The sequence below is a fragment of the Photobacterium sp. GB-56 genome (genome assembly GCF_003026105.1).
GTDB lineage: Bacteria > Pseudomonadota > Gammaproteobacteria > Enterobacterales > Vibrionaceae > Photobacterium.
This window is the reverse complement of sequence record NZ_PYNW01000007.1, coordinates 44,491-71,041: the sequence shown is the minus strand read 5'-3', so window position 1 is coordinate 71,041 and position 26,551 is coordinate 44,491. Positions and strand designations below refer to the sequence as shown.

Below are 26,551 nucleotides of genomic sequence, written 5' to 3'. Positions count from 1 at the left end.
TCAATCTATAAAGGAGAGCAGGCGCTCTCCTTTCTTGTCTTATTTCATTTCGCCATTATTGGCTGTAATCGTTTCTAAGTGCACGATCATCGGTCAAATATTCAATAAACTCGATCTCTAAATTGTTATCATCGATAAAATAAGCACTGCGACGATAGGGATGCTCTGCACTCCAATGATCCACTTCATAACCGGCACTTTTCAGCTTTGCAACCGCATCATCAATACGTTCAACCACAATACCAACATGCTTAATGCCTGATGCATTTCCCTGCCAATCAGGCACCTGACCTTCCCCCCCAGATCCTATCGCCACATAGCTCTCTTGATCGCCAATGTGATACCAATGCATTGGTTGACCAAACCAGTTATCAATTTTCCCTTCCCCGCGAATCGTCCATTCAGGTAACGCTGTTAATAAAAAATGAATCGTTTTTTCTGGCTGAGATACTTTTATATTGATGTGCTCTACATATCCTTTCATTGTTTTTTCCTTCTTTTTTGAAAATATGTAAGCACTCTAATTCCTCAAGTAAACTTGAGGTCAAGAAGAAATAATGATGTATTGATTACTCAATAACTCGTTGATTAATATTTAGCAATCAGACTTTCCATTGACGCAGTGACATCCGATTTCACTTTCATGGGTTTGATCCAAAGCTTAGAGAAATCGCACCACCCATTGGCATTGATCTCCACACCTCGTATTTGCTCTGGTACCGAGAGGGTTAATCCTTCACGCTTTATTTCAAATAAAATATGCTGTTGCTCTAACCACGTCATTACGTGACTAATCAGTGCTTGTTGACGTAACACATCCTCTTCAATACGGATCGCAGCGATCTGCTGGTGTAAATAATCTTGCTGGGTAAAGGTCAATACCGATGGCCAGTGCGGATATAACGTTAAAAAAGCAAACCAACTGGTGTACTTATTATCTTCCTTTCGTATTCCTAAAATCGACACATCAACGCCATCAAGAAACTGACCAAACTTTACTTCTTTCGTCTGCAATATTTCAGGCTTATCAAAATAGGACATTAACTGTTTTGAATACTCTCGACATTCTCGATTATTCTCATGACTTATCGTATAAACAGGGTATTTTTTACCGGCTTGATTATGATCGCCTAACAATGCCGCTGCTAGATTTTGTTTAACGTCTTGCGTTTGTAATTGCTTATTTGTAATCAAGCAATAAAACGATCCGACATAATCACAGGCCGTCTCATACACGTTTAAACTGTCATTTAAAAAGAAAAAGTTCTGATAACACTTCTTTCTTTCTGCCCAACTCTCGTGGATCCAAAATTCAATTTTCTCAATTAATGCTGATGTACGGTTATATTGTGAAAAGCGTTGCAAGCGTAATAGTTTGTTCGAATTTACGGCTAACAAGAAAGGTCCCGAGCCAATGGCTCTAAAATGTGATTCATTAGCAAATACGAACTGTTTTGGCATGATCGCGGTTTCAGCACGACACAGTAATTTAATAAAAAGAGGATCTGGGGTAGATAAATGAATTTCAACCACATCAAAAGAAACAGCAATAACCTTTTCGATATGATCATACAATCGTTGCCATTGCGCTGAATGGATAAGCCCTTTAAAACTTGCAACAACATCATCTGCCGTCAGAACAGATAAATCATGAAACAGGGTTTCAGGCCGAAGATAGAAAGTCCAAACGGTATGATTGCTATTACTTTCCCAAAAATGAGCAAGATTACCTGTCAGCTTATTCGCTTTATCTTCAACTAACGTTTGGTAAACCTCAGAGATAAAGTGGCGCTCAGTACGCTCGGTAATAAAATGGGGATGTAACGTTTTCATACAACGATGAAAAGGCGCCAGGATCGTGTTGTGTTTCTCTGTCACCGCTTGTGATAAATATTGCCATAAGCCAGCGGCGGTATCTCGTCCATTAAACCCTACCAGCTTATAAACCAAATCGAGATTGCTGTTGTCATTCGCTTTATCAATCTCTTTGTGGCACGCCTGTATCGGTTCCTGTAAACAATTGAGGATCCCTTTATTACCTCGCCCCACAGTCGGAGACCAGGTTAACCAACCTAATGTTGTCATTTGATTTAATAAGGTTCTCGCATGACGCTCACTGCAATGAAGGTAAGCGGCGATCTCTACAATAGTGACCTTGCTTTTACCAGGACCGACACGATTAAATATATTTTCATATAGTTCCAGTTTTCGTCGGCTCATACAGAGAGATCCTTACATTACTTTAGATAATTATCATTAAACTTCTTTTGCTGGCTAAGCGTTAATGGTCTGGCTTTAGAAAACTGATCTGAGCCAAAAATAGTGTTCAGCCTTTCTAATCGCTGTGCAGGACTAATATATATCAAACGAGCAAGCCATCCTGTTTTTTTATCGTGACGTTTTGATGAGTTAATAATTTCTTTAATTTGGTTATAAAATTTCATGATTTAGCTCCTGTTATTTGATGATTTTATTTTAGGAGCTTTACGCCATTTAAAAACGGAACAAAAAAAGAGACTGTTCCGGTTTTAAACGACACAAAATATTTATCTCTTTAAGTATTCGAAGACGCACATACTATCCCCCCTCACAACATTTTTGAGATATCGAGCATAATTTAAGAAAAAACAAAGCAAATCATCACTATTAGTTACATAGTATCGTGCCCTTGTCACACTTATTTATCACTAAATAGGTACTATGCTGCTCGACGCTTTACCGCCTAAATTCCTTTCAACAATATGGATTATTGAATGAAACTAATTAAGACTCTTGCTGCTGTTGCTATTTCATCTGCTCTTCTTACAGGCTGTGTATTTGAGAGCAATGATGATGTTATCCCTGTTAACAACGTTTCTATTGCTACATTCAACTTATCATTCGACCGTTTTACGTTTGAACAACTGGTCGATGAAATGCTAACCACGCCTTCGGAGCAACAAACATTAGTCGATGGGTTTAATGCAAATACGCTAAGTGAAGACGACAAAGCGAAAGCACTAAAGATCATTCAAATCAGAAACGTTGCAGCCATTATTCAAAGCCAACGTCCTGATATTATTTTACTGGCTGAATACAATAACGACGGTACAGGCGATGATCTTACCGCTTTAAATGGATTCCAAGCTAACTACTTAGCGGTAGGACAAAGCCTAAATAGCATTGATGGTGGTGATACGTTATCTCCCATTCACTACCCGTTTAGCCAAAGTTATGCCACGAACACGGGTTTAATGAGCGGCTTAGATCTTAATAACGACGGTAAAGTAAATAGCGGTCCAAATGATGCGTGGGGCTTTGGTCAATACCACGGGCAGTATGCATTTGCGCTAATGTCTCAATTTAAAATTGATGATGCGAATACCCGTACATTCCAAACCTTTAAGTGGAAAGACTTACCAACAGCAACGAACCCAACCATTACTAACTGCAACGATGACAAAAATAAAATTCCTGCAGGTATGCGTTGTGGTGATAGTTGGTACACCGATGCTGAATGGAATCAAGTCCGTTTATCATCGAAAAACCATGTTGATGCACCCGTCATAATCCCAACTGCATCAGGCGAACAAGTGGTACATATTTTAATGTCGCACCCAACGCCACCGGTATTTGACACAGTGACTGAAAACAATAAACAAAAAAACCGCGATGAAATTCAGTTCTGGACAGATTACATTGATGGTGCAGAGTTTATTTATGATGACAAAGGCACAAAAGGCGGTTTATCTGATAATGCCAAGTTTGTTATTGTGGGTGATCTTAATGCCGATCCTGAAGCGGGTGACGGTTTTATCGAAACCATTGATACCCTATTAAAGCACCAGCGTGTGAATCAAGAAGCCACTAATGGCGCTTACGTTCCGACAAGCTTTGGTGCTGAATACTGCTTCCCAAGTGGTGAATGTCGCCAAGATAACCCACACCCAGAGCGCATAACCAGTACGTTTGGTTTACAAGTGGATCACGCTATCCCATCAAGTAATCTAAACATTGTTGATTCTGGTGTTTACTGGCCAGCACCGAATGAAGCTGGATACTTACTGATGAACGATGAACGCATTGGTAAAGGAAAAGGCAAAGATATTTCTTCCGACCACCGTATGGTGTGGCTAAAGGCAAGCTTTAACTGATTCGCCCTTTATTTAAAAAGCCGATCGTAAGATCGGCTTTTCTTGTCAACATGGTTCTGACGAGAAACAATCAAAACATAAGAAATACCCTCGATTAACGCCATTCACTCTTATTTGATATTTACTTAGATAAAGTCAATATTTCCGTAGTACGAGTTTATAACTTCATTTCTTAAAATAAGTTGCGATAGCACAATGCTCATCTATATTTTTCATATTTTGACGGTTTAGGCATCAAGCCTATTAATAATGAAAGCTAAAGCTATTTAAAAAAATTAATTTTTATGTTTGCACTTTTACAGTAAATATAAACTAACATTATTATATTTATCTATTATATTAAATGATATTCACTTTAATTTAATGAGGTAAAGCAATGAGTAACGATGAATTACTTCCACTCTATATTGTTATTTCTTTGGTGTTATTCCTGTTTTTCATCATATTTTTATATATTCAACTTTCTATTAAAGCGAAAAAAGACGGCGTGATTGGCAACTGTTGTGTCAATCAGATAAAAAACAAGACAACGAATCTGTCTGAAAAGAGCAAGAAAAAAAATAAGGGGTAATACTCGCTGTTGTGCAATCCCAGCATCGACTATCACGATTGAGCAATAAATAAATGGCAAATATTCATGTGGTTAATATTGCTGCCAGAGAGCTCTGTTTTACCAAAGCGGCATCATATTTAACTGTATCTCAAAGTGCGGTAAGCCATCGAATTAAATATTTAGAGTTAAGATTAATTAAAAAAGATATAACGGGCTTATAAGCTGCAACATTTATACATCGAACACAATCGAAAGCGTGGCCCTCATAGCTAACAGTAAATAATAGTGATATTGATTATTACCGAAAAACCTATCGCTTTAATCACCGTAACTTGTATATAAGAGCAGCAATAAACTTATTAGGCATTACTATTGGACGCCAACAGTTAATAAAAAACCATTAGCAACAGGCCAACTTGTGACCCCCTTTTCAGCGATAGCATCAGATTTAAGCTACTATATTGCCTATATGAAAGGAATGGAAACACGGCCTAAATATCGAGCCTTTAAAAGCTGGCTGCAAGAACAAATAACGATGTAATGTGGAGAATCAAATGGAATTGAGTGTAGGACAAGTTGCGAAACGCGCAGGCGTGAGTGTTTCGGCATTACATTTTTACGAACAAAAAGAACTCATTCTTAGTTATAGAACCGCGAGCAATCAGCGCCGTTATAAGCGCTCTGTTCTGCGCCGTATAGCGGTAATTAAAGCAGCGCAAAATGTTGGTTTAACATTACAAGAAATCAAGCAAGCCTTGGCGCATATTCCCTTAAACGAAAATGTGAAAAAAGAACAATGGGAACAACTTTCAACCCTTTGGCATCAAAAGCTTGAAGATAAAATGCATGAGTTAAAACAACTTCAAACTCAGTTAGGCAGTTGTATTCAGTGTGGCTGTTTATCAATGGAAAGTTGTGCGCTATATAACAATAACGACAGCAATGGGATCATGACGGCAGGCGCGAAGCTTAGCATCCAACACACCTCTGACTAGCCCATATTGATAGTCAAAGAATTACGTAAAGTGGAGACCGTCAATTCCCCTCGGTAATAAAGCAAGCGCAAAGTCGCTTGGTAGTTAGGGGACGACAGAATCGCTTGGTGATCACAATGCACCGTTGGCACTTCATAAATCAGAAGTGCCCCATTTCTTGTTAGAACTATTACTCATTCATATTGTATTAACGTGATTTTTGATTAGTTTCTATTGTTTATTTTTTATCTCATATAACGAATTATGCTGATTTTATCTATTGAATTTCGTTTTTAATAAGACTGAATAAAGGCATTTCTTAATTTCAAAAAGCGTTATGAGCCGAAAATAACATCGAGCTTATATTTAAAAGGAATTAATTGTTGCTGATAGTTATGAGCTCATGTAAAAAATAACTCAAATTATAATATGGAGTTGAGTTATATGGGATTAGTTGTACGTCAGGTGACTTTGGATGATGCTGAAGGGATCACAAATGTTCTCAACCCAATCATTGTTGAAGGTTTATACACTGTATTGGATACGACCTTTACACCTGAAGAAGAGAAAGATTTTATTACTCACTTCCCAGAGAATGGAGTGTTTACAGTTGCTTTTTCCGAGAGTGACTCAAAGGTTATTGGATTTCAAAATATCGAGCCGTTCGCACAATATACAAAATCTTTTGATCACGTAGGCATTATTGGTACTTTTGTTTGTGAAAGTGCTCGTGGTAAAGGTATCTCTAAACAGCTTTTTAACTCGACTTTCGAAGTTGCAAAACAAAAGGGTTATGAAAAGCTATTCGCGTACGTTCGTAGCGATAATGAGCGAGCTTTAACTGCTTACCTTAAACAAGGGTTTGAAGTTGTTGGTACTGCAAAAAAACATGCAAAAGTTCGTGGGGAGTATGTAGATGAAATCCTTATTGAAAAGTTTCTTTAGGCTTTGAGCTGTAAAGAAAAAGAGAAGGATATGTGTCGCTCAGCGGCACATATTCGAAGTGAAATGTAAGCCTAAATAGAGCAAATCACCTAAGCAGTTTCTGTCCAAAAATGAGCAAGTTATCATGGCTATACCATGCATTAATTAGCTCAAATCTTTCTAACATTAAAATTTTGGGCAAATTATTGCCTAGCCACTTTATTCTTTATAATGATTCAAATTCAACAAACTTCTCAATTTACATGGCTAACTCCCTCACATGGCTATCTCCGCCAACAGAATTTAATCGTCATGACAGCTTAGTAAAACAGGCTGAACGCGCTAAGCAATCTGAACTAGCCAAAGAAGCTAGGGCGAAAAAAACACTTGAAGAAATTGAGCGAATCAATGCTAAAAGTTCACTCAAGCATGAACAACTAATGAATGATATCTCTGGGAATGAAGTGTTTACTGGGCAATGTACACTTCAAGAAGAATTAGAAAAGAATCATCAAGCTGTGTTGCTTCTCACTGAAGAAGATTCATTCCATACCATTAAAAACTTGATTGATGATCGATATCATCAAAAAGGTCAAATACCATCAACATTGATTCTGAAAGATATTGATAAAACGAAAACATGGGCCGAATACTTAGCAACTGGTTTTGGGGCTGTTAAGTTAGCCCAAGCCTTTGGCGATTTTGGTGTGACAGCGCGATATTCAGTGATTAAAGGGAAAACACGTGTATCAATTGCCACTCGAAATAATGGACAGCAGATGTTACGGCATGTTCTTATTAAAGGAATGCGTTTCAAGGTTAATGGAAAAAAGACCTATGCGATAGATAATCCGAAAGTTGTTCAATTAGGGATAGCGCCAACGCAGCGTATTAGTGCGGGTTTAAAAGCTGGTACTATGACCATGATTATTTCAGCCGCTATAAATACTAATGATCTAATTTTTAATGATGATTATGATTTTTATGATTGGTTCGGAAATGTAGGGACTGACTTCATTAAAACTGCTATCGCACTTTATGGAGCGGAATTTATTGTTGGAATGTTTGTTGCTGTTGGCAGTGGAGCAATTGCAATTGTAGCAATTGCAGCAATTTCTATCGGTCTAAGTCTTATTCTTGATAGATTCTTTGAAGTTAAAAACGTATCAGAAGAATTGACTAATGCGCTTAGAAAAATGCAATCATAATGATGAAGTGGTATCGATAATAACCAAGATAAAATTTTTCTTTATCTGTGTTTTTTTTACTGCTGGGTCTTGTTGGTTGTTATCTTCATGGATAGATACATTAAGTTCTGCTTATAACCTATCTCCTATCATTAAGTTATCAATTGGAGATGCACTTGGTGGCATCATGATTATTGGTTTAGTGATACATGCGTGGTCTATGTTTTTTACTATAATAAAAACAGGAAAGGCAACAAAATACTCATGGTCAAAAAGAAAAATAAAAGTACAAAACCGAATAATGTTATTTTTCTTTATCGTCAGTTTTATTGTTACAGCCCTCACCTATTTTATTATCAATGATCGACTTTTGTCTGAAGGGTACTCAGTCAAAACGAAGTACACTAATATGGGCGTATATAAGACCTATACAAAGAACTAAAATAACCAATGAGTACTGTAAGAATAAATACAGTATTCTTTTCGCCACCACGAATTAGATCTCTTTAATAGAATTACTGTTAAATGACCGCCCATAGTGGCGGTCTTTTTATACCCTAAAGTTACTTCATTAAAAAATTATCAATACTTTTTCTAGTACCTACCAGCTTAAAGAGGGCAAATTGACTAACTCGTTTCTGTCCGTGCGACCTGAAGTCGTATGAAGCGTTGTTCACCACGATAAGAGTGAACCATCTGTATCACCAGATGACCCTAGGATTCTGAATAAAGCAGCGAATCCGACAATGTAACGAAACTTGGTTGTTAGACCGAGTGGGAACTGAATCGTGAGAGGACGTTCTTCCTGATAACCACAAATCGGGTAAGTGCTAGGGTGTCAGTATGATGAACGTAAGTGAATCCACGTAAGGCGCGTTATACGATGAAGCAGCGGAAGTGGTTAATACGCTGTGGCCAAAATGGCAATGAGAGTCGGAAAGAGGTTGGACAATACTCTTTCGTGATCGATGTACTCTCCGCACTATAGTGGGCATCTAACCTGATATTTTTCGCGACATACGGAACAGGGTAAGCCTGTATATCTCCCATTGGGAAAGCAGTCTGCGAAGATTGCCGATAGGTGTGCAGGTAAAGGAGGTTAGAAAAAGCAAAGGCCACCTTGTAATGAAGTGGATACAGGTTTATATCTGGCGCGAAAGCGAGCTGACTTCTAACTGGTCTCCCGTTGCAAGATGATTTGAAGAACTTTATTCAAGGAGAAACGCAAATGGTGACTTCATCAGAAGTTAGTGCCTCTCCTAATGGCACTCAGTGGCAATCCATCGATTGGAAAGCCGTAGAGTCGCACGTGTTAAAGCTTCAAATGCGCATTGCAAAAGCAACCCGAGAGGGAAAACACAGTAAAGTGAAAGCTTTGCAGTGGATTTTAACGCACTCCAGAACAGCGAAATTACTGGCTGTGAAGCGAGTGTCCCAAAACAAAGGCAGTAACACTCCTGGAATAGATGGTGTCATCTGGAATACGGATGCTCGTCGAATGACCGCAGTTAATCAATTGAACCGTAAAGGTTATCGAGCCAAACCCCTCAGACGTATCTACATCCCGAAAAAGAATGGCAAACTCAGACCTCTAGGCATTCCATGCATGATAGATAGAGCGCAACAGGCGTTGTATTTACTTGCTTTGGAGCCGATATCGGAAACGACAGCAGACCCAAATAGCTATGGTTTTCGCCCCAATCGCAGTACGGCAGATGCAATTCAACAATGCTTCAAATGCTTGTGCCTTAAGCGTTCAGGCCGTTGGGTTTTAGAGGGTGACATTAAAGCTTGCTTTGACAAGATTGGGCATGAATGGCTACTTGATAATGTTCAAATAGACAAAAGGATGCTGAAGCAGTGGTTAGGCTCTGGTTATATCGATAAGGGCTTGTTCTACCGAACATCGGAAGGAACTCCGCAAGGCGGAATTATCTCCCCAACGCTTATGTTACTGACACTTGCGGGTTTAGAAAAGCTCGTAAAAGAAGTGGCTAAGAAATCGGGAGAACGAGTTAACTTTATAGGTTATGCGGACGATTTTGTGATAACGGGTTCATCAAAAGATGTTCTGGTTAACGAAGTCAAACCACGACTGATTGATTTTCTAAAAGAGAGAGGGTTGGCACTCTCTGAAGAGAAAACGCACCTTACTCATATAGATGATGGCTTTGATTTTCTGGGTTTTAATCTCAGGAAGTACAAAGGCAAGCTGCTCATCAAACCGAGTAAAACTAACGTTCTCTCCTTCTTGGGAAACTTGCGTGAACTCATCAAGAAGCACGCAACAATGCCAGTCAATGATCTTATCAGACTATTGAACCCTAAACTGAAGGGTTGGGCGAATTATTATCGCCACTGCGTTGCAAAACGTACTTTCGGTTATCTCGGTCATCAAATCTTCTGGTTGCTGTGGAGATGGGCGGTAAGACGTCATCCCACCAAACCAAAAGACTAGGTAAGGCGCAAATACTACATGAACAGAAGTGGTGGTTGGCAATTTCATGGTTGGCAGAAAATCGCGAACATGGACTGTCACTACAACTTGGCTCAAATAGCGAAAACGCCAATTAAAAGACATGTGAAGATCCGAAGTGCAGCGACACCGTTCGATCCTCAGCACCAAGATTACTTGGCAAAGAGGAAGCCGAAAAAGGAAAGCCGTCACTCTTGGTTTGATCCTGCTTTAACTGCTATCTAGGTTGCTGGGTAACGTAATACGCCTTAGCGGAGGCTTGAGCCGTATGCAGTGAAAGTTGCACGTACGGTTCTTAGGAGGGCGGCACTCGGTAACGAGTGCCGCCTATCCGACAACAACGAGCTAGCTATCATGGCTAGCTCAGAAATGTCCAAGAATGAGCTAGGTCTCTTGACTATATCAAAACGGTTCAAAGCATTCACCAGTAGCAATTCATAAACCAGAAGTACCCTATTAAACTTGTTAGACTAAATGCATTTCTTACTTTTCACCTCTTCTTACAAAGCACTAGGTATAAAAAATCGCCATCAACATTATGATATATATAGATTATTTTCGAGTATAATAAACGTATTTATAAGTATGTTTTTGCGCATAAATAAGAGTGTTTATTAATATACTGTTATATTTTTCTGAGGTTTTGATGGACCATATATTTTCTCGGTCATTTGATGAAATGATATCAACCTATACTCGAACGCTAGAAAGTTTTTATCCTGCGAGAGGAAGTACGGGCTTTACTGAAGCTAATCAAGTTCATATCTACGTAAATGCCTTAATGAAATGTCTGGACGATGATATGGCAGTCTCTTGGCTTGAGTTTCCTTGGGTTGAGAAAAAAGAGCATATTGATGGTTTTGTTTTCTCTCCTAAGCATAAAGCTGTTTTTTTCATCGAGGCAAAGCGCTTATCTCATACAAAGAAAAAGAAAGAAATTATAAGAGATATAAAGCGTCTTCATCATGATGATAAGCAGTTCCTCAATGATAACGGGGTTACTGAGTATGAAAGTGAATATGTGGTAGCTTTATCTGACGTTTGGTTAGAAACAAAATGGAAACGGTCGATGCCTGAATGGTGGTGTGGACGAAACAATGTTCCAGAACAAGTCACTGCTCATGGTTTGCTTACAACGCCTGATAGTACGATCCATAGCAGTTTAGTCGGTACTAATTGGCAAAAAAGTACCTCATTTGCGTATTGGATGGGTGAGCACTGTAAAAGCGTTAAAAATTACTGTTTACTGATGGCCGTATTAAAAATATAACAAAGCATTATAAGAGCGATTTGCAGCGCGTAGCATTTTTACTATTCGGTGCGTTTAGTGTGTAAGGTAGTATGCAGCGGCATTGGTATTGCGTTGCTCACATTAACAGGGCGTTATATACCAAGGAAGCTGAGGAGTATTATGGAACTGGTGAACATTACTTTACAGGTAATTGTATTAATTGCGATTGGGTGTCTATTTCTATTTAGGAAGTTATTGTTTAGCTATTCAAATGAAAAAGGAAAAAATATAGCTACAAAAGAAGATATTGGCGATATTACTCAGAAAATTGAGGATGTTAAAATTGATTATGCTACTCAACTTGAAGAAACTAAAGCGGCATTAATGTCTAGAATTTCTACTCACAGCTATCGTTTCGAAAAAGAATACGAAGTACTTAGCCAATTGACAGAATGCTTGGTTGAGCTTCGTTCCGCTACGCTGCAATTACGTCCGATATTTGATCATGTAGACCTAAATGAATCTGAAGATGAAAGAAAAAATAAACGTTTAGACCGATTATACGAAGCTCGAAAAGCTTTGTTTCAGGTACGCGAAACGAAACGACCATTTTTTACCGAAGATATTTATCAATCAATTTTAGAAATCGATAAGACAGCTCATCATGAATCTATCGACTATGAACTACGTTCTCCTAACGATCTAAAAAGAGACTACTGGGAAGATGCAGAAAAAACCAAACAGTCATGACTCAATCTGTAGAACAAGCTATGGCAAAAATTCGTGAACGAGTCAGGTCATGGGACGCATTGCAATAGGCATGCAAAAAATAAGGATATGTGTCGCGCAGGCGACACCTATCCATACTTTTTCTAATATCTACTTAACAGAATAGAGCAATTAATCTAAGCAGTTTCTGTCCAAAAATGAGTTAGCTCATGGATATATAACTTCAGAGAATTGATGACACCTTCTGGTAACAACCAGAGAAAAAACGGCTCGATGCAAAAGCAAAGAGCCGTCTTTCCGTTCCATATACTTTGGGGTTCCAAACCAAAGTATCGTCCGAGCCGTTCCACTCGGAAATCTAGTACGTCATTGTCACTTATGCGTGCAATAGCGCCATTGATTCTTTTGCAATTACCCACTCTTCATTGGTTGGGATAACCATTGCTAGTGGTGTATTTGGCTTAGTGATAATACCCTGTGCGCCAAAACGTGCAGCGGTATTACCTTCTATATCTTCTTGGTAACCAAAGATCTTCATTAAACGTAGAATTTCACTACGAATTGGCATTGCGTTTTCGCCGATACCACCAGTGAAAATGATGCCGTCTAGCTCATCAAGTGCCACCATGTATGATGCAATGTATTTTGCTACGCGGTACGTAAATAGCTCAAACGCGAGCTTAGCACCGTGGTGGTGAGGATGGCTTTCATCTTCCATTGCTTCAATAATGCCGCGACAGTCGCTTGTAAAGCCAGAAACACCAAGGAAACCAGAATTCGTAACGAGTTCTTTCTCTAGGCGCTCTTTACTCCAGCCTTTCTTTAATAAGTACTCAAGTATACTTGGGTCGATATCACCACAGCGTGTCCCCATCATTAAGCCGGCAAGTGGCGTGAAGCCCATTGATGTATCAATACTTTCACCGTTTTTAACCACACATACTGATGCGCCGTTACCTAGGTGAACAGAAATAAAGCTTGATGCGTCAACTGGCTTATTCACGACTTTCGCTGCTTCACGCGTTACAAAGTAGTGGCTTGTGCCGTGGAAGCCGTAACGACGGATGTTGTACTCTTTGCTAACTTCTTGAGAAATTGCGTAAGTATATGCTTTTTCAGGCATTGTTTGGTGGAATGCAGTATCGAAAATTGCATACTGAGACAATGTAGGGAATGCTTTGCTTGCTGCACGCATACCAATAACGTGTGCATGGTTATGTAGTGGTGCTAGATCGCTTAGCGACTCAATATCAGCGATAACTTTTTCATCAATCTTAACAGTATGATCAAATAAGTTACCACCTTGAACAACACGGTGACCCACAGCGACGATATTTTCTTTTAGACCAAGTTCGTCGACTAAATCGACAATACGATCAATCGCTTGTTGATGGTGATGATCTAAACCATCAAGCTTGTATTCGTGCTTTTCACCATTGACTTTCCAGCTAACCACTGCTTCAGGGAGGCCGAAGCACTCACCAAGGCCGCTTAACGTAGCTTCACCGTTGACAGTATCAATTAAAGCAAATTTAAGTGAAGAACTACCAGAATTGATTACAAGAACTAAAGAATTGCTCATGGTTATCTCATCAATATTTTTAAGGGCAAATTTCGGATATCACTATCCACCTTGAAGCTAGCTCACTGAAAATGTCGAAAAAGGTATCTGTCAACAAGCTGGCTCAACCATCTTACTCAATTTAATTTGAATATCTCAACTTTTGTTTTAAAAAAAACTTAAAAATTGAATTTTTACTGGTTCAGATCAATTTTTTAACTAAAAATCGATTTTTAAAGCATAAAAATTCATCTGAATTTCAAATTTAGTTGATCATTTACCGTAGAGTTAACCATAAAATACACATTTTCAGCATTGAATAATTGTAAATCAATGTAATTTTTTCAAACTAGACTGAAACTAATAACAAAAAGGCATATATAGAAAGGAAGCACATCAAAAAAGGAATGCTTTTATAAAGTAACTAAAAAAAGTTTTAAACTTACAATATTATTTTATGTTATCTAAATAATATTGATAGAGTTCATCGACCTGCGTACTACACATCAACGGCATTGCTGCTTTTAATGCAGATTTTGGCCAGTTCCACCACTGCATCTCTAGCAATAAAGCGATCTGTTGCTCTGTAAATCGTTTTTTAACACATCGCGATGGGTTACCCACCATAACAGAATAGGGTTCAACATCTTTTGTTACAACGGCACGAGTACCAATCACGGCACCATCAGCTATTTTTACGCCAGGTAAAATAACGCATTCAGCCCCGAACCAAACATCGTTACCAACAACCGTATCGCCCGCTCGTTGGATCCCGGTTTTGACGCCATCGCCAAATTCTTGGAAATCAAATGGGAATGTCGAGATCCAATCATGTCGGTGTCCTTGATTACCCGACAACATAAACACGACTCCTGTGGCAATAGAGCAATAACGGCCAATAATTAATTGATCAACATCACCAAAAATACCTGACTGCCAAGCTTCAATCGTGGATTTATCACCCAGTAGATAATGAACACATTGATCTTCAAAATGGTGCTGATGGTAGTAGCCAGAATAATAACTGTAATCTCCAACTTTAATATTAGGATTAGTGATATAACGGTTAATTTCATACCCTCCTAACCAAGAGGGAAAAATAGAGGATTCCATATCAAACCTTCTTTGTGTTTATTGGTGTAAAAAGCGTATTATTAATGTTGTATTAACCTTTTTGGATATAACCACAATGATTGCTCAACTCTATAACGCTTATTTAGGTGAACTTTATGGCATTGTTTTTTTTAAGACCTTTGCTGAAAAGTATAGTGACGATAGCCATAACAACAAATGGCAAACATTAATAAAGGTTGAGGAACTCACGGCGCAATGTTTAAAGGATGGACTGGAAACGTTAGGACACCCTTGCCCTGATTACGATCAAGATATGGAGAATAAAGGTCTTGCCGATGCTAATAAATGGCTTGCATTACCTTGGCAAGAGTTAGTCGATACCATGGTGCCATGGGTTGCTCCCTATCAGCAGCGCTACCAACAACAGGCTGATGAAGCCACAGAGCATCGCTATTTATTTACGTTAGTCGCTGATCATGAAAATGCGATTTATGATTATTTGCTGGCAGAACAACGAGGGGATAACAGCGCCCTTGATATATTGACAACATTTATTAATAAATACGCCTAATGATTTTATTAGAGCAAGATTCACCTTCCTCCTTGCTCTAATAACCTACTGATAATTAAAAAATTCATTTTAATTCACATACTTTTTTCACAGCCAGATAACCAGACCCTTTCATTCCCCTGACATTTGAACGATGTTTTTAATTAACAATGAATAAAACACATTCAGTTGCTGAATACTCGCGATTAAACGAGGCTATTGTTTAACAAGGATTAGATTTTGAAAAGAAAGTACTCTTACTTTCTCTACTTACTGCAACATCATTCGTTGGCTGTAAATCATTACCTATTCGATCCAATGCAAACATGGCAAACCCTGCAGCAACGTATTGTGTTGATCATGGCGGTCAATGCTTAGACATGGACGGTTGTTCAACACACTAATTGATTGTCCAATTGCTCTATTATTAATATCGGAAGGTTAATGATGAAAAAATTACTACTTGTTGTTGGTTTACTGCTTTCAGGCTCTGTTTTTGCGTTTGGTAATCCAGCATCCGATTTCTGTGTACAACATGGTGGTCATGTTGAAATTCGTACTCCAATGGGTGGCGATGGTGAAAAAGGTTACTGTGTCTTTAACGACGGTAGCTCATGTGAAGAATACGCCTTTATGAAAGGCCAATGTAAACCTTCAGGTAAAACGCATAAACAAAAATTAGTCGACCACTGTGTTAAAAAAGGTGGGTTTGCAACCGGTGATGTATGTAAATTTGCTAAATGGAATACAACATGTGATCTAGAAGACTTCTACAATCACAAATGTAACCGTAAAAAAGGTAATCGCGTTTACTAAGTAATTAATCTCTTCCCCCTGATTAATCACTTTTAAACAATGCAGCTTAGCAAATGTTAAGCTGTATTTTTTATCTTCAAGCTTTTCCTCTTATTTCCCCTTTCCTTATAACCGTACATTAGCCATTAATCATATATATTTATCGTCAATGAAGCATTTACTATCCGTCACCATTAAATAACCGGCAACCTTACTGAGAGTTATTTTTTGTCATTCCGCTGACATTCGAACAGTGTTTTAAATACACAATACGCTCAAATCATTCATCACGTGAATGGATATAAAAACGAAGCCATCGTTTACATAAGGATTAGATTATGAAAAAGACATTATTGCTACTTTCTCTTATTGCTTCAGCCTCATTGGTTGGTTGTAAAACACTACCCACTCAACCAACTGCAAACATGGCAAATCCAGCAGCAACATACTGTGTTGAACACGGTGGCAATTATCAAATCACAACGAATGAAGATGGTAGCCAAGCTGGCGTCTGTCATTTCAAGAACGGTAGCCAATGTGATGGATGGGAATATCTACGCGGTGAGTGTAAACCCGCTGCTGACAAACCAATTTTGTACTAATTTCAGTCATTATTAAAAAGAGAAAATTAACATGAAAAAGTTTTTATTACTGATTGGACTATTAATTTCAACGGCCGCTTGTGCTGGCGGTCCGCACGGAAATCCTGCTTCTATCTATTGTGAACACCATGGTGGTCAATCCGTTATTGTTGATGGCCAAGGTTACTGCCGCCTACCTAGCGGTCAAATGTGTGATGAGTGGGCTTACAAAGAAGGTAAATGTTCACAGCATGCACAAGACAAGAAACAAAAATGGGTGAACTATTGTGTAAAACACAAAGGGACTGCTATTGGTAATAAGTGCCACTTTAATAAACAAGGTACGCAATGTAGCTTGAAATCCTTTTATAATGGCTCTTGTAAAAAACACCACCATAAACACCCGAAAGTATATTAGTCCTCTGAATCATAATATTAAATAAAAACAGCTCAACAGTGGTTGAGCTGTTTTCGTTTTACTTCTTTGTTTCATCGCTAGTTATCGATGTTGTTTGAAGCATCATATCTGACGATGATCCCCATGATGTCGTCCAATCATCCACTTTCATTGCTGGCTTTTCGTTTGAATTATCCGTTTCTATCGCGTTAGCCTCTGTCATCGATATTGCTATCTCTTCTTTTATTGATGTTTCATGATCATCACTCATGTCATCGTGAGTCTCGCCGAATGATTCAATATCAGCAAGGGTTGGACGATACCCTTTTCGGCCATAGCAATTGTCTAATAAAGTAATAATCGAATGAGGAGTAACAGGCTGTTTCTTTAGAATTTTATAGATTTCCTTCGCAATATTTTGAACATTGAGGATCGATTCAATACCAATGAGAGGCGCGGCTTCATCTCTTACTACTCTTGCTTTTTTATAACCGCCAGCATATGCCATTGAAAACCAAATATAAGCAATCGCGGCATTATTTGCACATGCGCCTAAATACATTTTACCTGCAAGATATTGTGCTTCTGGATGATCATGTTCCGCTGCGCGCTCTAACCAGTATTTGACACGATCCACATCCTTTTCAACCCCCAATCCAACTTTATAACAAAATGCTGTTTTCATTAATCCATCAAGATCATTGTGTTTCGCCGCTTGTATCCGCCAATAAAAGGCTTGTTGAGGTAAGTAATGATCGGTTTCTTCAGCAACATACCAATCAGAAAGAAACAGTGTAGCAGGAAGAAACTCTTCAGTTGCTGCTTGCTGAATATAATCGATACCCAAAGTAGGATCAGCCTCTACCCCTTTGCCTTGGATCAGTAACAAGCCAAAATGAAACAGTGATTCAGGTGATTTTTGCTTTACATCAATAAACGCTTGCCAGTAATTGGCTTTTAGCATTGCTTGTTGATCCAAGGGATCTCGACGATACAAACGTGCCAAAGCATATTGCGCCATTTCATTATCTTGCGCTGCCGCTTTTTCGTACCACTCAATTGCCGCAACAGGGTTCGTCACCTCACATTCTTTTGCTAAAGATAATTGACTCGGTATATGCCCTGTACTGGCTTTAAAAATTTTTTCTTCTCGTTCCGCCTTTTTGGCCTTCTCTAATACTTGTTTATATTTAATGTCTTTCAGTATTTGCTGCTGCTTTTCTTGCTGCTGCATATTTCTGGTAGCAAAGTAACGTGAAATTAACCAGCCTAAAACGATAATAGGAATAATAAACAGCCAAGTAACATCAAACATAATCACTAACTCAAGTCGCGGACGCATAGGAGTGATTATCGGCTAAGACACAATAAACTAAAGTCACTGTCTATAACCATTAGACCTTGATCATTGTTCCAGTATTTTCGTTGCCAATATTGCGATTTAAACGACTATTCAATTATTTTATTACTCTATACACCACTAAACCTGACTCACCACCTACGAGCACGCCCTTTAAAGACAAAAGAATAATCTTAGGAGCACGTCAGGCTTTACCTCCACGGATCACCTAATAGGTCCTTGTCTGAATTTATTCTTTCTTGACTTAAGATCGCGGGAATTACAAGTGTTCCATGTCGGAATATTCCATGATCATGCTTCCATACCTCTCGACGCTCACTGAATTCATATTCATAAAATAGGTATTAAAAAGTCGCTGATTTCCTTTATTTTTGTCTGATTTACTCACAGGATCATCCTTGATCATCTTTCCAGTCCATTTGACACTGACCGTTAATTCAGCTCACATGATCATCGTTCCGTTATAAAAACAAAGAGTTAATTCATCTATGGTATGAAAGAATCTGTTGTGTATATTGTTCTTATCAAGCAGGTAGGGTAATCATTAACGAAATAAAACAATAGGGGCACTGATATGAACGAATTAAAACATATTCAACACTTTATTGCCGAGCACCATCTACTGACATTATGCGCTAGTTTTAACGATAATATTTGGAGTGCTAACTGCTACTATGTTTTCGATAGTGACCATATGATGCTGTATATCATGACTTCTCCAGAGACACGTCATGGAAGCCTAATGCTAAAAAACCACCATATTGCAGGTACTATCGCACCTGAACCTAATGACGTTAGTGATATTCAAGGTATACAGTTTTCTGGTCAGATTAATTTGATCGATTCAAGCAATGAACAACAAGCATTAGCGTTATATTATGCAAAATTTCCGATAGCGAAAAATCTGCCATCTTCAATCTGGCAAATAGCATTAAATGAAATAAAAATGACAGATAATCGTATCAAATTTGGTTTTAAACTTAATTGGCAGAGACATCAGCTTTAAATGTGTCATAACGTTAGAAGATAGTTAGGAGAGTTAGAATTTTGTCAATAGGTGATTTCCCCCCTATTTTGTTAATAGAAGCTTAGTTATAGTTATGCTTGTTCGTTATTTAAGGTGATTTCACCTAGAAAACGAGCATTATCCAAAAGGATAAATCAGCGAAAACGATAATGTACCTCACTTCGTTTTTCTGATTATCTCTTCTACACGTCGTACAGAATTATGCTCCTAGAGCCAATTCTTGTTTTGCCGGCCATATTGGCCGGCTTTTTTTATATTTTTGTCTAATATATAAGCATCTTATTACCTATATATTTACAAATACGATAAAGTGACTAGAATGTTTTCGCTGACTGTATTTTTAGGCAATATATGAATAATAAAAACGCCTCATTTTCACCCGAAATTTTTGATCAGTTGCCTGGTTGCTGGGGTTGCAAAGATATCAATTCAACATTTGTTTATGTAAATCCTGAGTATGGAAGAATGGTTGGATTTGATAATCATTTAGATTGTATAGGTAAAACGGATTATCAAATGCCTATAACATCGACAGATTACGCAGATAAATATGTTGAACAAGATCAAATTGTAATAGAAACAGAGAGAACAATTCGTGTGCTTGATATTCATCCTTATCATGATGGTAAGTGGCGCGCTCACCTTTTTACTAAAACACCATGGCGTGATCATAATAATCAAGTAATAGGGACTATTTTTTCAGGTATTGAGTTAACAGACACAGCTGTATTAGAAGTTGGACATTGGTTGTGCCGTGCTATAGGGATAACTCAACAGCAAAAAAATTCTTCTATGTTAAGAATCAACATCAAAAAGGAAGACATTGGATTAAATACTCGAGAATCTGAAGTATTATTTCTTCTATTGCATGGGAAGAAACCGCAATATATCGCGAATACATTAGGTGTTTCTGTCAAAACAATTGAGAATTATGTTTTGCGCTTACGAGAGAAGTTTAATGCCAATTCTAAAGGTGAGCTTTTAGATTTGGCATTAGAATTAGGTTATGGTTCAAACATTCCAGAAAGTATGTTGAAAACACAGTTGTCTATTGTTTTAAAAGATTAAATACTCCATACAATAAAAGAGTAGTTATCTGCTCTTTATTGTTATGGTGCTAATCGATCAATTGTCCATTCTTCATTATTATCGTGATATAAAAAACGATCATGTAAACGATGTTCGCCACCTTGCCAAAATTCAATCGAATTGAATTTAACGCGAAAGCCTCCCCAAAAGGTAGGTACAGGTACCTCTCCTGCTAGAAATTTTTGTTTCAATTCAAAATATTTCCCTTCCAATGCTTGTCTTGCTGTTAAGCGTTGGCTTTGTTTACTCGCCCATGCTGCAACTTGGCTTTCTTTTGGACGAGAAGAAAAATAGCTTAGCACTTCACGCTTTGATAACGCTTCAACATGTCCGGTAATATGTACTTGTCTTTCCAACATATGCCATGGGAAATGCAAGCTGATTTTATTATTAATGGCTAGTTGCTGAGCTTTACGACTACCAAGGTTGGTATAAAATACAAAGCCATGCTCATCAAAGTGTTTTAGTAAAACAATACGTTGAAAAGGTTGTCCAGAAGCATCGACGGTAGCAACCGTCATTGCAGTGGGATCAGGTAACTGTGCTTCTACTGCTTGCTTTAACCATCGTTCAAATAAGACGAGTGGATCACTCGGTAAATCATCTCGTCGTAGACCTCCTTTGGCATACTCCCTGCGAATATCGGACAACTCCATCTTTATCTCCATAAAGTATAAATAATTTATTCTCTACAATATTGTGACTTCCTTTTGGAAGCAAACACTATTTTCTTATGAATATTAGTCTTGTTTGCAAAAACAAATAGACACATCTATCGAATTTCAACAATAAATAACAAAGAGTACAGTTGCAAGATGCGACTTTTGATAAATTAGACTAATACAAAATCAATGATTTAGTCAGCATAAGATATCTCTCTTTTACTGTTTATGTTGGGCTAGTACTCTACTTTGGTGCTCAGACTATGACACTCTTTAAACGACAAATAATAAGTATTACAACACTCATGTGTTCTATACTTGGCATTTCTGCAGGTACGCAGTTGTATACTGGCTATCATGTAATTAGTGATCAGCATATAGCGACAGCTCATGAAGATATAAATCGTGCGCTTACTACATTACCGGATAAATTATCAATTATTGACAGTTTAATAATTTCACGACAGCAAGAAGAACAACTTGTTGATACGCTAAATTATTTATTTCCTGCACAACAATATAACCACGCATCGTTGTTACTTGCCGATTCAACACCTTTGATACGAATAGATAATAACCGTGATATCACTAATGTTCCACAATGGTTTCAATCTTTAATTAAGATCCCAGAACATATTGAAAAAAGAATAATAAATAATGACAATTTTGATGTCGGTATCCTAGCGCTGAGCGCGTCATCCCGCTGGGCATATACAAAATATTGGCAGTTATTTAGTAACACCCTTATTTCACATTTATTACTCATGCTTCTTGGTGGCTGCGCGATTTACTTTATTAGTAAAAAGCATTTCACATCGTTACGCACGCTAACCAACCGTGCGTATAACATAGATAATCTCAATCAAGCACCTTTAGCATTGCCTGATGAATCAGATATTAAAACAATAGTAAGAGCTTTTAATAAGCTTAGTTATCAATTAGATGTCAACTTTAAGAGTCAAGCAAACGAAGCCGTAAAACTGCGAGAACAAGCTTATCTTGATCCTATCTCTGGTTTAGGCAATCGAAGTTTCTTTATCCATCAAATTAGCTCTTGGTTAGATGAATCACATAAAGGTGGATTAGCGCTAATCCAAACAACGCTAATCAGTGATTATTATGAGCAGGAAGGCTATCAAGCGGGTGATAAACTGATAAAGCAAATCGCAGCACGTTTGAATGATGTCATTAATTATAATTACACCACGATAGCACGCTTATCTCGTGATGAATTCGCCATTCTTATTCCTAACCTATCTTCTGAAAAGTTAGAATTGCTTGGAAAAATGGTGCTTAAAATATTTGATGATATCGTTAATAATTCAAATTTAGTTAGCCCATCAACCACAGATATTGGATTGGTTTATAACGAAGCGCAAATTACGCCAAGCCAATTATTAACCCAATTAGATAACGCATTAACACAAGCAAAGCTTACTCCTCATAAATCCATTGCTTTAATAAAAGATCCTAATAGCCATAACAGCTTAGGAAAACAACAGTGGAAACAATTACTGGAGCAAGCGATAAATGAAGATTTATTTCAATATAAATTTCAGCCTGCAACATTAGAAAATAAAAGTGTTTACCATTATGAGGTTTTCACCGCGATACAAAAAGATAAGAACTTTTATTCAGCGGGTCAGTTTTTAGGTGCTATAGAAGATTTGAAGATCGGCAGTTGGTTTGATCGACATGTCATCGTAACCATAGTTAACCGACTTAATGCCGATAGAACAATAGGTCCATTTGCAATAAACATCACTAACAGCAGTATTGGCGATCCGAGTTTTACTCGCTGGTTAGATAAACTATTGAGTAATAATACGCAGATAGCCTCTCGACTATTTTTTGAATTACAAGAAATCAGTTGTATCAGAAACACTGATGCGACAAGCCTGTTGTGCAGTATTATAAAACGCTACCACTTTGGCGTGGGAATAGATAACTATGGACGTCATTTTCAATCATTAAATTACTTAAAAGAAATCAATCCTGATTACGTCAAGATCGACTACGCATATACTTATCAATTAAATGACCAAACAAAATCAAATGTATTATCTTCTATATGTCGAACCGCACATAGTTTAGATATTAAGGCTATTGCAACTCGCGTTGAAACAGAAACACAGTTAGAACGGTTATCTGATTTATTCGTAAGTGGTTATCAAGGCTTTATTACTGAAAAATACACACAGTTAGAATCGTCGTAGGTCATTTACACTGTAAATATTATTTCCCCCGAAAACCAGTACCTTTGTACTGGTTTTTTTATTTCTATTTATTATCTAACTGATTCAACTTATAGGATGCAAATCGTTATCACAGCTTTTAATTTCAAGAAAGCAAGGTGAAGGTTCTGCCTTATTTTAATCACTCTAATCACGGTTTGAATTGGACAACGGCAAATAAGTGCACTTTCAAGTCCCAACCTATCAATGCTTTAATTGTTACCCCTTCTTTTATCGTCTTATCGATTTTCACAATATAATTCATTCTCGAAAAATCATACGAGTTAGAACTGGTTCTTCATTTACAGTGTAAATATAGCACTTCAACTTTAGCATCTAGCATCTAGCATCTAGCATCTAGCATCTAGCATCTAGCATCTAGCATCTAGAAAATATTAATAAACAATTAACCATCATTCATTATATTTACAGTGTAAATACTCGTCAGCAATTTAAATATTTACACTGTAAATTACTATATACATTAGATTGCATATATAATTTACAGTAAGGACATACGTTATCACCCAACCTTTCAATTAAATAAGTGAGTATCAGCTACCTCTTCCAAACGCCACAAATTAATATAAAAATATTTTTCGACGGAAGAAATAAAAAGCACCATTCTACGGTAAAAATAAAATATACAAGGCAAGTTCTGTAGAGGCGCTTAGAAGTAAGAAGTAAGAAGTAAGAAGTAAGAAGTAAGAAGTAAGAAGTAAGAAGTAAGAAGTAAGAAGTAAGAAGTAAGAAGTAAGAAGTAAGAAGTAAGAAGTAAGAAGTAAGAAGTAAGAAGTAAGAAAAGAATAAACGGGTAATTTACAGTGTAAAGTGAATATCCAATTTACACTGTAAATAAAAGAGAGAAACAATTTACACTGTAAACAGTACTCCCAAAATCGAAGCCATCACTAGATAAGATTCTCGCTGACAAATTGGCGAAGAATGCTTTCTGCTTGTTTTCGTCCAGTATATTTGAACGTAGAGATAACATCAGTCCAAGCTTGGCGCTGCATCACTTTTGCGATTACAAAAAACAATTCTTCATTTCGAGTACAATCATCACTTAGTAAATAAGATGATAACCTTGTTTCAATACTTGCAACCACATAATCATATCCTAACGCCCCCAAACAAAAGCCTTTAAGTTGAGACTGAATAAAGGGTTCAGGAAGTTGATAATCAATTGAATGAGTCTTCCCATTTCTATATAAACGAAGAAATAATTCAGGTGCCAGTTGTTGAAACTGTTCTACTCTTTGAGCGCAAAAACTCGCAGAAAATAAAAGAGCAGCATCATTGAACCAAGAATCATAGCAGTAAGGATTGAATACCTTAACGCAGAGTAATGAATGAAGCCCACTGGCCGCATCTCTATTTATGCCTAAACGAATAGGAGTAAAACCTGCGTTATGCCAAAAATTTACTAGTTCATCAGAAGCACCAAAACTTGTACCAATATAGTCAACGCCGCACGACAAAGCGTACTTCTCAGCACGAGATAATAACTGATGACCGATCCCCTGACGATGAAGTGCCGGTAAAACAGCAATACGTAATATTCGATAACAAGACTGTTTCGCTGCCGCTTTTAAACCTAGGTGTGCTGCGATAGATTGCGCTAATAAATGCCCTTTGATTCTTCGCTGTCCAAGCATAACCGCTTGCGCTAAATCCTCATCAAACGCGCCTTCTTTGACGAGCAAACAACAACCAATCACGTGTTGTTCCGTACGGGCGACGAGTAGGTGTTGGCTAGCATCATCAAGAAGTTGTTGAACATCATTGGGAGAGGTTTGGTAGTGGGCATGAATTAATAGACCAACTATTTGAGACAATAAATTTTTATTGGCAACAAGCTCTGACTTAGTAACGCGTTCATAAGAAATGGTCGCATCAGATAATGTCTCTATTGTTGCGTACTCTGCATTAAGCAGTAATGCATTGAAAACCCACTGCTCTAACGGATCGTTGACTTGCCAACGAATAGGTTGCTCAATATGAAGCGCTTTCCACTGCGGCATTTTTTTATTGAGGGCTTGCTTAAATTTAATTTCAAAACCACGCCCTGTCCCTTCATAACCATGAATCGTCGTGGCAAAGACTAACCGATTATGTCTATTCAATAGCGCGATCAAGGTATCACCAGGAATCGCTGCAGCTTCATCGACAAGAATAAAATCATAATTATCTGCAACATCACAAATAACATCTTGCGCAATAAAATGTAGCTCACTCCCTTGGCATAATAAGCGATGAGGGTGAGTGGTATCAGCGTCAACCAAGCGTTGCTGGGCATGCGAAAAAACGGTAGATGCACAAGCAAAAGAAGGAGACGTCACCGCAATTTTCATTTTACGCGTTAGCATTAATTCGGCAGCAGCAATACCTAACGATGACGATTTACCTCGCCCTCTATCAGCCGATAAAACTAACGGGCGCTTCCTATGACCAACAGCAACTTTGATAATGGCATCTACCGCGAGCTCTTGTTGTTGCGATAAGCAAAACCGAGGAGCACTAGAGATAAAATCAACACTATTAGGTGACTGGTGAATCCAAGGTTTAAATATCGGAATAGGCGTATCTTGGTATAACGTAATCACATCAGGATCTGCACACAGTAATGATAGCCGCTTCATAAATGGAGAAATATTAGCATCGGTTTTCCATCCAAGAGGTAAGAGTAATAACATTACCCCGCCCCCTTTTATTGTGCCGGACAACGCACCAATAACATTCGCATCAATACCGTGATGAGCGTTAATTGCAATACAATCTGTTTCTTGTCCCAACCACTTTTTCGCTGTTTTAAAAGGACAATGAAGCATAGAGTCAGGCACATTATCACCCGCCCAAAGCATCGCTGAATAGTGTTCAGAAAATACTTGCGTGATCTGAGTTGACCAGCAAAGATCACCTTCAACAATAACAAGTCGACGGCAATTAGCTGCAAGAGAGTCCCCATGAAGCTTAGAAATAAACGTAGGAAGAAGTGATAACATACAATAACC

24 protein-coding genes and 1 pseudogene are annotated in these 26,551 nt (G+C 37.9%); 17 read left to right on the top strand and 8 right to left on the bottom strand.

Annotation, left to right across the window (positions count from 1 at the left end; translation table 11 throughout):
* Positions 1-55: 55 nt before the first annotated feature.
* The 3 genes from C9J42_RS11630 to C9J42_RS11620 form a co-directional block, all read right to left on the bottom strand.
* Positions 56-484 carry a VOC family protein gene (locus C9J42_RS11630; RefSeq protein WP_107246553.1) on the bottom strand — a complete coding sequence of 143 codons (429 nt, stop codon included), beginning with the start codon at positions 482-484 and terminating at the stop codon, positions 56-58.
* 104 nt (positions 485-588) lie between these two features.
* On the bottom strand, positions 589-2,220 hold the full coding sequence (locus C9J42_RS11625) for an SgrR family transcriptional regulator (RefSeq protein WP_107302025.1): 1,632 nt from the start codon (positions 2,218-2,220) through the stop codon (positions 589-591).
* A 17-nt stretch (positions 2,221-2,237) separates the two neighbouring features.
* Positions 2,238-2,444, bottom strand: coding sequence for a hypothetical protein (locus C9J42_RS11620; RefSeq protein WP_107246556.1), 207 nt, complete (start codon positions 2,442-2,444; stop codon positions 2,238-2,240).
* Between the two features lie 309 nt (positions 2,445-2,753).
* Here C9J42_RS11620 and C9J42_RS11615 point away from each other — a divergent pair, with 309 nt between their 5' ends.
* The 9 genes and pseudogenes from C9J42_RS11615 (at position 2,754) to C9J42_RS21435 (ending at position 12,228) form a co-directional block, all read left to right on the top strand.
* Positions 2,754-4,133 (top strand): endonuclease/exonuclease/phosphatase family protein, encoded by a 1,380-nt coding sequence (locus tag C9J42_RS11615; RefSeq protein WP_107302024.1) that lies wholly within the window; start codon positions 2,754-2,756, stop codon positions 4,131-4,133.
* A 624-nt stretch (positions 4,134-4,757) separates the two neighbouring features.
* Positions 4,758-4,907, top strand: coding sequence for a LysR family transcriptional regulator (locus C9J42_RS21840; RefSeq protein ID WP_370445017.1), 150 nt, complete (start codon positions 4,758-4,760; stop codon positions 4,905-4,907).
* A 333-nt stretch (positions 4,908-5,240) separates the two neighbouring features.
* Positions 5,241-5,681, top strand: a complete 441-nt coding sequence (gene soxR, locus C9J42_RS11600; RefSeq protein WP_107207431.1) for a redox-sensitive transcriptional activator SoxR — start codon at positions 5,241-5,243, stop codon at positions 5,679-5,681.
* Between the two features lie 423 nt (positions 5,682-6,104).
* A complete protein-coding gene (locus C9J42_RS11595) occupies positions 6,105-6,605 on the top strand; it encodes a GNAT family N-acetyltransferase (protein WP_107207432.1) in 501 nt (166 codons plus the stop codon).
* Between the two features lie 110 nt (positions 6,606-6,715).
* On the top strand, positions 6,716-7,792 hold the full coding sequence (locus C9J42_RS11590) for a hypothetical protein (protein WP_107302022.1): 1,077 nt from the start codon (positions 6,716-6,718) through the stop codon (positions 7,790-7,792).
* Positions 7,767-8,213 carry a hypothetical protein gene (locus tag C9J42_RS11585; RefSeq protein WP_107207434.1) on the top strand — a complete coding sequence of 149 codons (447 nt, stop codon included), beginning with the start codon at positions 7,767-7,769 and terminating at the stop codon, positions 8,211-8,213. The genes C9J42_RS11590 and C9J42_RS11585 overlap by 26 nt, the downstream gene beginning before the upstream one ends.
* A 786-nt stretch (positions 8,214-8,999) precedes the next feature.
* Positions 9,000-10,472: pseudogene (gene ltrA, locus C9J42_RS11580) on the top strand (group II intron reverse transcriptase/maturase).
* A 421-nt stretch (positions 10,473-10,893) separates the two neighbouring features.
* Positions 10,894-11,517 carry a hypothetical protein gene (locus tag C9J42_RS11575; RefSeq protein ID WP_107294903.1) on the top strand — a complete coding sequence of 208 codons (624 nt, stop codon included), beginning with the start codon at positions 10,894-10,896 and terminating at the stop codon, positions 11,515-11,517.
* Positions 11,518-11,658: 141 nt separating this feature from the next.
* Complete coding sequence (locus C9J42_RS21435; RefSeq protein WP_146144300.1) at positions 11,659-12,228, top strand: hypothetical protein; 570 nt, start codon at positions 11,659-11,661, stop codon at positions 12,226-12,228.
* A gap of 355 nt (positions 12,229-12,583) precedes the next feature.
* Here the strand turns inward: C9J42_RS21435 and C9J42_RS11565 are convergent, their stop codons facing one another.
* Complete coding sequence (locus C9J42_RS11565; RefSeq protein ID WP_107208282.1) at positions 12,584-13,789, bottom strand: acetate/propionate family kinase; 1,206 nt, start codon at positions 13,787-13,789, stop codon at positions 12,584-12,586.
* Between the two features lie 429 nt (positions 13,790-14,218).
* The gene (locus C9J42_RS11560; protein WP_107208283.1) at positions 14,219-14,881 is read right to left on the bottom strand and encodes a CatB-related O-acetyltransferase; all 663 of its coding nucleotides are present in this window, start codon (positions 14,879-14,881) and stop codon (positions 14,219-14,221) included.
* A 76-nt stretch (positions 14,882-14,957) separates the two neighbouring features.
* On the opposite strand from C9J42_RS11560, the gene C9J42_RS11555 reads away from it, so the two are divergent.
* The 5 genes from C9J42_RS11555 to C9J42_RS11540 all read left to right on the top strand — a co-directional run bounded on the left by C9J42_RS11555 (position 14,958) and on the right by C9J42_RS11540 (position 17,186).
* On the top strand, positions 14,958-15,413 hold the full coding sequence (locus tag C9J42_RS11555; RefSeq protein ID WP_107208284.1) for a hypothetical protein: 456 nt from the start codon (positions 14,958-14,960) through the stop codon (positions 15,411-15,413).
* Between the two features lie 219 nt (positions 15,414-15,632).
* Positions 15,633-15,770 carry a hypothetical protein gene (locus C9J42_RS21530; RefSeq protein WP_158259297.1) on the top strand — a complete coding sequence of 46 codons (138 nt, stop codon included), beginning with the start codon at positions 15,633-15,635 and terminating at the stop codon, positions 15,768-15,770.
* Between the two features lie 66 nt (positions 15,771-15,836).
* Complete coding sequence (locus tag C9J42_RS11550) at positions 15,837-16,208, top strand: DUF333 domain-containing protein (RefSeq protein ID WP_233217824.1); 372 nt, start codon at positions 15,837-15,839, stop codon at positions 16,206-16,208.
* Between the two features lie 317 nt (positions 16,209-16,525).
* Positions 16,526-16,789 (top strand): DUF333 domain-containing protein, encoded by a 264-nt coding sequence (locus C9J42_RS11545; RefSeq protein WP_107208285.1) that lies wholly within the window; start codon positions 16,526-16,528, stop codon positions 16,787-16,789.
* A gap of 31 nt (positions 16,790-16,820) precedes the next feature.
* On the top strand, positions 16,821-17,186 hold the full coding sequence (locus C9J42_RS11540; RefSeq protein ID WP_107208286.1) for a DUF333 domain-containing protein: 366 nt from the start codon (positions 16,821-16,823) through the stop codon (positions 17,184-17,186).
* Between the two features lie 58 nt (positions 17,187-17,244).
* On the opposite strand, the gene C9J42_RS11535 is transcribed toward C9J42_RS11540, so the two are convergent.
* Positions 17,245-18,507 carry a tetratricopeptide repeat protein gene (locus tag C9J42_RS11535; RefSeq protein ID WP_107302021.1) on the bottom strand — a complete coding sequence of 421 codons (1,263 nt, stop codon included), beginning with the start codon at positions 18,505-18,507 and terminating at the stop codon, positions 17,245-17,247.
* A gap of 592 nt (positions 18,508-19,099) precedes the next feature.
* On the opposite strand from C9J42_RS11535, the gene C9J42_RS11530 reads away from it, so the two are divergent.
* Complete coding sequence (locus C9J42_RS11530; protein WP_107288030.1) at positions 19,100-19,531, top strand: hypothetical protein; 432 nt, start codon at positions 19,100-19,102, stop codon at positions 19,529-19,531.
* Positions 19,532-19,903: 372 nt separating this feature from the next.
* The gene (locus C9J42_RS11525; RefSeq protein WP_107208289.1) at positions 19,904-20,620 is read left to right on the top strand and encodes a PAS domain-containing protein; all 717 of its coding nucleotides are present in this window, start codon (positions 19,904-19,906) and stop codon (positions 20,618-20,620) included.
* A 41-nt stretch (positions 20,621-20,661) separates the two neighbouring features.
* On the opposite strand, the gene pdxH is transcribed toward C9J42_RS11525, so the two are convergent.
* Positions 20,662-21,297, bottom strand: coding sequence for a pyridoxamine 5'-phosphate oxidase (gene pdxH, locus C9J42_RS11520; RefSeq protein ID WP_107208290.1), 636 nt, complete (start codon positions 21,295-21,297; stop codon positions 20,662-20,664).
* A gap of 269 nt (positions 21,298-21,566) precedes the next feature.
* Between pdxH and C9J42_RS11515 the strand changes: the two genes are divergently transcribed.
* Positions 21,567-23,519, top strand: coding sequence for an EAL domain-containing protein (locus C9J42_RS11515; RefSeq protein WP_233220741.1), 1,953 nt, complete (start codon positions 21,567-21,569; stop codon positions 23,517-23,519).
* A 929-nt stretch (positions 23,520-24,448) separates the two neighbouring features.
* On the opposite strand, the gene C9J42_RS11510 is transcribed toward C9J42_RS11515, so the two are convergent.
* Entirely contained in the window at positions 24,449-26,542 is a 2,094-nt protein-coding gene (locus C9J42_RS11510; RefSeq protein WP_107302019.1) for a tRNA(Met) cytidine acetyltransferase TmcA, read from the bottom strand.
* Positions 26,543-26,551: the final 9 nt, after the last annotated feature.